At 37.7% G+C, this 8,298-nt stretch carries 4 protein-coding genes; all 4 read right to left on the bottom strand.

Translation table 11 applies throughout. The annotated features are described in order from the left end of the window. A partial coding sequence (locus B3B27_RS07125) for a TonB-dependent receptor plug domain-containing protein (RefSeq protein ID WP_286847187.1) occupies window positions 1-980 on the bottom strand: 980 nt, incomplete at its 3' end. A 633-nt stretch (window positions 981-1,613) separates the two neighbouring features. Beyond that, a complete protein-coding gene (locus B3B27_RS07120) occupies window positions 1,614-2,591 on the bottom strand; it encodes a winged helix-turn-helix domain-containing protein (RefSeq protein WP_238868491.1) in 978 nt (325 codons plus the stop codon). 469 nt (window positions 2,592-3,060) lie between these two features. After that, entirely contained in the window at window positions 3,061-4,908 is a 1,848-nt protein-coding gene (locus B3B27_RS07115) for a SusD/RagB family nutrient-binding outer membrane lipoprotein (RefSeq protein ID WP_238868492.1), read from the bottom strand. A 249-nt stretch (window positions 4,909-5,157) separates the two neighbouring features. After that, complete coding sequence (locus B3B27_RS07110) at window positions 5,158-8,286, bottom strand: SusC/RagA family TonB-linked outer membrane protein (protein ID WP_286847186.1); 3,129 nt, start codon at window positions 8,284-8,286, stop codon at window positions 5,158-5,160. Window positions 8,287-8,298: the final 12 nt, after the last annotated feature.

Raw genomic sequence — 8,298 nt, 5'->3', positions numbered from 1 at the left:
AAATCGTTGATTTCATCCATGGTATAGGTCATACCGTATTTTTCGTTGACCATACTACGAATATCTTCACGGTTATATCCCTTTTGCCATAAATCGCCCATATAGTACTTTGACAAAGCGGTGTTGTTAAATGTTGGGTTTTCCTGAAAACTGGCAAATTCCACTTCGTTACGTGCTTGTGCATATTCATAGGCGCTCAACCCTTTGGCACGATAAGAAGGGGTCATTATGGAGACTTTTTGATTTGCCGAAATAATAGGAGCACCTTCCTGTCCGCGTTTGGTGGCAATCACCACTACTCCGTTAGCTGCTCTCGGTCCATACACTGCGGTGGCTGAGGCATCCTTCAATATAGACATCGATGCAATATCGTCAGGGCGTAAGCGGTTAAAAAATGCATTACCCTGAGATGATTCCATCACAACATCGTCAATCACGTATAGAATTTTTTCGCCTCCACGAATCCAAATCTTAACATTTTCACCGGGAGCTCCGGAACTTTGTTGTGTGATAACGCCAGTAACGCGACCGCCCAAACCTTCTGAAATAGAAGTGACAGGCAGTTTGGCTAATTGGCTTACATTCACGCTGGAAGCTGAGGCTGTCATGGTTTTGGCTTTTTGTACACCTCCATAGCCTGTTACCACAACCTCCTCCAATATTTCGGTATCCGTAACCAATACAACATTAATAGTTGTTCTGCCGTTCACAGGAATAATTTGTGTTTTCATACCTACGTAGCTGAACTGTAACGAAGCATTGGCTGGTACATTGGGTAATGTGTACTTACCGTCGGTATCTGTTACAGTACCATAACTTGCATTGCCCACAATTGTAATGGTTGCACCGATAACTTCAAATCCCGTATCATCGGTTACCGTGCCACTGATTGTTACGGTTTGGGCTGAAATAGAAAGAGCCATAAAACTCAAAAAAAGAATCAATAAGCCCTTAAAACCTGGTTGATTTTTCCTCTTCATTCTTTTGTTAATTTGAAAATTTAATAATTATTTAACAGATAGATTTTTTTATAATGCAAATATCAAATAGAAGCAAAAATTGGTATTGTTCATAACCTCATTTAGTTAGAAGGATTATATTCAATAGTATGTATATTTTTTTTGGTTTTAAAGAATCCATTCGATAGAAATTTATGTTTAATTTCTGAACTCTAATTCAATGAGAAAACAGTGATTGGTAAAACAGCATGGTACTAATCTGTGCCGTTATGTACTGTCAGTGCTGTGCTGTTTTTTAAGATGATGACAAAAATAGTTGTAAAACAAAAAATATACAAATTAATTTATGATGTTATACAACATATTTGAAAAGGTATTTACAAATAGGTTACAACAAGCGAAGATGGTTAAAATCAACAAGATAGCGCGCTTTGGCTGTTCTTGACTGCAAAAATCAAAAACAAATTGTTTGTTTTACGTGATAGTTTTCATTATAATTAACAAGCTGCTCAAAGCTAAAACAGTTAGGTGGAAAAGTTTTAGAGTACCTTGTAAACAATTGTATAACAGAGGAATGGACTAATATAAAACCGAGCAGGCCTTTTACTGATTTTTTGGTTATTAAGCAAATATTTACAGTAGATTTATTCTTTATTAAATTGAGTCTTTTCGATAGACTATTGTTGGCAGATATTGCTTTATTTTTTCTCCATTCAAAACAAAATTTCCCGCCAAATCTCCCAAGAGATTAAAGTCGATACTAATACAAGGTACACCATTTCCAATAATTTCGTAAAAAGGATTTTCATTATACGCAATCAATCCGAAATCCTTTCCCATTTCCATATTCTTATGTTTGCTCTGTTTGATTACATCAACCACATCTGTTTGCTTGATAATAATATAACAGCAACTTTGTTGTAACTCCTTCACTGCATTGTCCCATATTTCGTATTCAAAGCCATAATCTTTGCAGAATTTGGAAAAGAAAATTTTACTACTTTGAGGGTGCTTATGTTTTTTATTTAAAATATAAACCAGTTTGTTGTACTTTGATAACTCTTTTTTTACAGAAGACAAGGCATTGTAAAACTGCTCATCAAAATCCTGACATACATATGAATATCCGTCTTTGTCGAAATTTCCAAAATCGATCAGTAACAGCCGATTTTTATCTATTTTTTCAAGAGTATTGGAAAATTTTTCATTGTCATAATTCATTACAATGTATTTACTGTATCGGCCATATGATTCATTGATAATGGTATCGAACAGACTCTTATTATACTGGTGAAACCATAAATCAACTTTATAGGTAAGTGGGAGCTTATTTACAAGACTGTTAAAGAGAGCCTCTTTAAACGGTGTGTATTCATCGAGTAACAGGAGAGTATTTGTAGATTGTCTGGAGACGAAATAACTTTTTCCCTGAATGGAATCTATAAGCCCTATCTCCTTGAGTTTTAAAAAAGCTTTAAAGACAGTATCACGTGAAACGCAATATTTCCTGCTTAAGTAGTTGATTGAAGGTAGCTTATCGCCTACCTGAAGCTCTTTTTCGAAAATAGCACCTTGTATATAATCTGTTAGTTGCTGTACTTTCGTTGCTTTATGGTCGAATTTTAGTTCCATAACTTAGATAGAAGTTTTGTATTAACCTGAGAGACAAAGGTATATTTATTATTTAAAAGGGACAAACATTTTCTTATAATTGTGACATATTTATTTAATCCAAAAATGCAATTTCCTTTAAAAAAATCGGGAAACATATCAATCAGTACTTTTCAATTAATTTCTTCCTCTACCTTCTGTTTTATCTCATTTTACTGCTTATTGTAAACTTGCTAATTACAAAGATTCTACGTGAATTTTATTTAAGGGATTTTTAATAACCGTTTTCTGAACTTTAGTTTGTCAACTATTATTTATGGGTGTCTGCTCTAAACAAGTAACATTTTTTCCCTAATTACTAAAAACGGACATGGAGAATTTTAAAGTACTACCACATAAATAACACTTAGGGTGGTGTGAGAGTATGGAAAGCAAAAGTAGGAAGAAAACAATATTGTTTTCTTCCTACTCAATTCATATAAAAGTAGTTTTAAGGTTTATCCCACCAAATCCTACCTTCAGTCTTATCTACTGCTGTTCCATAGTTGGGATCTTTCTTTAGTTCATCAACTGCATTATTGAAGTTTTCAATGTTAGCTGTATTTGGTGTTGGAAGAACCCCTCGTCGTGGAATCAACAACGGATCACCTCCTGTCTTAAGTTCTTCCAAAAATGCGACTCCATTTTCAGGTATGGGTTGAGGTTTGAAAGCCGGTAACCCGGTGCGTTTCCAAGATGCCCATGCTTCTTCTGGGCGCATAAAGAGATTTACCCACTGTTGTGAAGCTATCTTCTCCAAAGTAACCGTTTGGAATTCGGTACGTGAGAGGTAGCTTTCAATCTTTTCAACCGTAATGGGGTTGTAGTTATCACTGTTAGAATTCATAGCAGATGGAACTCCCATTTTTTCAGCCCAAGTCTGATACTGTTCCATTGAAGCGCTAATACCGTTACGGAACCAAGTAAGGGCTTCTTTTCCTCCTATTGCCTTACCTGCTTTTAATGAAATTTCAGCCATCATAAAGCATACTTCTGGATATGTAATTAATGGGGTAAAGAGTGTAATATTATCCTGAGATACATCGTATAAAGCTTGATCTTCTTTTTCACGAACGCCAAGTGTATTGCTGACTTTGCCTCCATTTTTTACATAAAAACGACTTTCTATCTGACTGTTATTTCTTACAGTCATGGTTTGATCTACCCCTTTATCATCAACGTATGAGATGGTGAAATAATTGCTGTTTGACCACAAGCTATTTGTGCTGTCAGGATTAGCCGCCATTCCTACATATCTATCAGTCCATTGAGAGTATTTAGTTTGGTAGTCGGGATAATATTTTTTTAATAAATCGAAGACTTCATCATTCGACGAATTGTTGTTGCCATCGCCAAAACCGTTTCTACGTATCAGAATGGGCAGTCTGGGGTCATCATATTTTTTCAAGAAATTCACAAGAGCACGAGATGCAACATAGTTTGTTGTCAATGCCTGCATATCGTCTGTATTATTATTGTGCTCGTTAGGATGGTGATAAACTGCTGATTCTTCATTATTTGAGATGATGCCAGCAGGGTGCGTTATGGCTTCATTGATAACAGATTGATAAAATGTTTGATCTGCTTTTTCGAGACGTTGAGCCATTTTAATCCTCAAGGTGTTTCCGAATTTAATCCACTTGCTAATATCTCCACCGTAGAAGAAGTCGTTTTTGTCTAAACTGTATTGATTGTCTGTTGAATTTTGCAAAATAGTAATATTTGCCTTGATTTTCTCATCAAATACTTTATATAACTCTTTCCCATTTATATCTTTTTGGTATAAATCGTATCTAGGTGTGGCGATACCATCACTTGCAAGCTTTAATCCTTCGGTGTACGGTGCTGCCCCATAAACATCAAACATCAACCATGCCTGATATGTTTCCAGAATATTTGCAATAGCTGCTACATTTTGATAGCGCTCTTTTTCTGGATTCAATGGAATTACAGTGTTGACCAAATAACGCAGTCGTAATCCAATTTGTCCGAAATAGTCGCTATAATATGGTGTGTATGGAGATGGACGGGATGTTCCTGTGACGTTTACATAATTCCCTGCTGAAGCACCTCCGCTACTAACAATATATTGCATGATTTGCATTACCCCACTGTACTTTCCTGTAAGGTGATGCCGTTGCGAATTATTCCAATTTTCTGTAGCTCCAGTAAAAGCATTTTTCGGATCAACTGAGCCTAACAATTCTGGATCTGTGTTCAGTTCCTTAAAATCCTCTAGGCAGCTTGAAAACAGGAAAAGTGATATTAAACCAATTATAAAATATCTAATCTTGTTCATTGTTATATATTTTTAGAATCTTAGTGTAAAGTTAATAGCATATGTCCTTGAAAAAGGAACTGTACCAATATCCATCGGCGTCAATGGATTATTGTTGGAGATAGAAGCCGGATTCAATCCGTCTGTCAGCTTATTTACAAGATATCCGAGGTTGCGCGCTGTTAAGCCGATTCTAAAATAATTGGCACCAAATTTATTAAGGACATTTTTAGGTAAACGATATCCGATTGTTACTTCGCGTAGTGCGAACTAGGTGTTGTCTTGAATTCCTAATTCAGCGGGCATCCCCCAGCCGTAGTTAAATAGATAGTATGATCCTGCTGGCATCGGACGGATACCTTTGTCGAGTGCTTCTTTATAAGTCAGTCCGCCTACATCAATTTTTTTATCGGGATCGCTCGCTAATGGTGCAGTCTCTCCTTCATCAAATACTGCGTCCAAAGGATACACATCATAAACTGTTTCTCCTTTGAAATTAGTCCTCTGCCAGCCACCATGCTCTTTATCTCGCCCATAAAGTGAAGATTTCAGGGTACCCATGGCGGAGGCGTATTTGTAAGTGTTTGAGAAGAAATTACCACCAACTCGCCCATCAATTAAAGCATAAAAATCAAAGCTTTTATATGAAAATGAAGTATTGAAGCTTAATAGGAAGTCAGGTTCTACTTTACCTAATTCTACCCTATCTCGAATATCTTTGTCAATATTGGTTGTATATCCATAAACAGGTACATTATTGGGACTCCCTGCTTTTCCCCAGTAAGAGATAACAGGCTTTCCGTTTCTTGGATCATTGGGGTCGTCTTCATTATTAAAGCGATAGATTGAAGCACCATAGGGATTGTTATAAGGGGTAGTGATTACTCCAAACTTACCTCCTTCGTAGGCCCATATCTCAGGACCACCGTCATATTGACCCATCAGTTTCCACTCTTTCACGTTTTCATGAAGTTTTTTAATTTTTCCCCGGTTCAGAGAGAAATTGCTTCCCACAGTCCAGCGGAAGTCTGCTGTTTTTATAGGAGTAGTTTCAACCTGCAGCTCAACGCCCTGATTTTGGATGTTTCCAGCATTAATCAATTGATCGCTGGCTCCTGATTCTGTCACAGCTGATACTGTGAGGATTTGGTTTTTTGTATTGGTTTTGTAATAAGCAAAATCTATATTGAGGCGTTCATCAAAAAATCTAAGATCAGCACCTAACTCAATCGATTGTTGAATTTCTGGTTTCAAATCGTTGTTCCAGGCAGTTCCAAGGTTTGGATTTGCGATAAGAACACTCTCTCTGTTGGGATCATACTGAGCGCTTTGGGAGAATACACCAAAACCTCTGGTAGTTGAATAGGCAGATGTACCCATACCTACACGCGAAAGGGACGCTCTCAGTTTACCATATGAAAGCCAGTCAGGAATATCAAATGTGTCAGTAAAAACCCATGAAGCATTAGCTGAAGGATAAAATACAGTATAGTTATTTTTCCCAGTTGTCATATATGATGGGTATGTCAATGTTGATAACCAGTCGTTGCGTCCTGTTAATTCAAGAAACAACTGGTCTCTCCAAGCAAAATTCAGAATTGCCGACAACCCAAAAGCCTGATTGTTCCTTGGTGTATAATCGAATTTAGGTGTTATTCTGTTTGTTGAATTGGAAAAAGCAAAAACAGCGGGAGAAACAAGCCCTCCGTTTGTCTCTTTATTCCAGGAGTGTGATTCTGTGTTCCCATATAACTCAGCAGCCAAGATAGCATCAACAGTAATGGTTTCATCACTCAAATTAAGTTCATTATTCATTGTTTGCAACATTCCAAGAAAGTTGTAAGAGCCAGAGATATTACCACCTCTACCATAGCCACCGCTACCTGTAGGTCCATAGTTTGCACCTGTTCCATAGGATTTCCACATTGTAGAGATACCGTAGTAATTGTAGTTTCCCTGAATACTGGCCTGTAGTTTAGGTGCGATTTTTGCTCTTAATGTCAAATTACTCAACAATGAATTTTCAGAGCGCTCATTTAGGTTCATATCGCGGTTATGCAAATAACCTCTAAGAGTACCCCAAGGGGTTGTGGTTTCAACAGCCTGGTTATCAGGATCTCTATAAAGGCTTTCATAGGCTTTTATATCCATGTTTCGAGGGGTATGATAAGTACTCATCATACCTAAGTTTCCACCCCAATTCCATCCTCCCTGACTTGCTCCATTCTGGGCTTTAGAGAATGAGTAATTCAAGCCTGCTTCTAATGAGAAAACATCATTCAGATCTGTTAAACCTCTAAAAGAAATAGAATGTCTGTTAAAGTTATTTCTTTTGAATACCCCATTATTATCAGTAAATGAATATGACAAGCGAAAAGAGGATTTTTCACCACCTCCGTTGACAGCAACATTAGTAGTACTGTTAAAACCGGATTTATATAGGGCTTTCCAGTTATCAGGATGAGCAACAAACGGAGTGGATTGCCCATGAGGTAAGTACTGATTTATCATAGATCCGTCCATTTTTGGTCCGAAACTTATTGCGGTTTTTTGTAGGGAACCGTCTGCTAGAAATCCACCTTCATATCCATTATGAGGAGAACCTGCTCCATATACGTTTTGCAATTCAATTGGAGATTTGTAGATGTCCGTTGTTTCAAGAATCTGAGATATCTCAACTCCCAGTCCCTGCTTGCCATATTTCCCTCCTTTTGATTTAATAACAATTGCACCGTTCGCACCTCGTGACCCATAAAGAGCCGTTGCTGCAGCCCCTTTCAAGACAGTAACACTTTCGTAATCTGCCGGATTTAAGTTCTTTAGCTGAGATCCCCAGTCAGTTCCATCAAGTGCACCTCGTAAAGGTTCCTGAATAATCATTCCGTCAACAACAAAAATAGGAGAGTTGTTTTTATCTATTGATTTTGCTCCACGAATAGTGATTGAGGAGCTAGAAGTAACGCCAGAGGCGCCCGTCAAGTTAATATCCAAGCCGGCTACTTTTCCTTGCAATGCTGTTATTGGATTAATTGCATTGATACGCTCAATTTCAGTAGTTGATACACTTGATGTTGCATACCCAACTGAGCGCGCCTGCTTTGTTATACCAAGCGCTGTTACAACAACTTCGCTAAGCAATTCCGTATCCTCAGTCATTACTACATTGATGCTGGTACGTCCGTTTACTGGGATCATCTCTGTTTTCATGCCAACATAGCTAAATACCAGGCTTGAATTGCCCGGAACTTTAGTGATCACATACTTTCCATCAATATCAGTCACAGTGCCATGTGTGGCGTCACTTTGAAGAACAATGGTAGCACCAATTATCGGTTCCCCCTTGTTGTCAGTGACCGTACCACGCACAGTAATCGTCTGCGCTGAAATAGAAATGGCCATAAAACTCAATAT

The organism is Proteiniphilum sp. UBA5463 (genome assembly GCF_002427225.1).
Taxonomy (GTDB): domain Bacteria; phylum Bacteroidota; class Bacteroidia; order Bacteroidales; family Dysgonomonadaceae; genus Proteiniphilum; species Proteiniphilum propionicum.
This window is presented reverse-complemented; position numbering and strand designations above follow the sequence as displayed.

Excerpts from the sequence above, each read along its gene's own strand:
- B3B27_RS07120 (WP_238868491.1), bottom strand. The coding sequence starts at position 2,591 with ATGGAACTAAAATTCGACCATAAAGCAACGAAAGTACAGCAACTAACA.
- B3B27_RS07115 (WP_238868492.1), bottom strand. The coding sequence starts at position 4,908 with ATGAACAAGATTAGATATTTTATAATTGGTTTAATATCACTTTTCCTG.
- B3B27_RS07110 (WP_286847186.1), bottom strand. The coding sequence starts at position 8,286 with ATGGCCATTTCTATTTCAGCGCAGACGATTACTGTGCGTGGTACGGTC.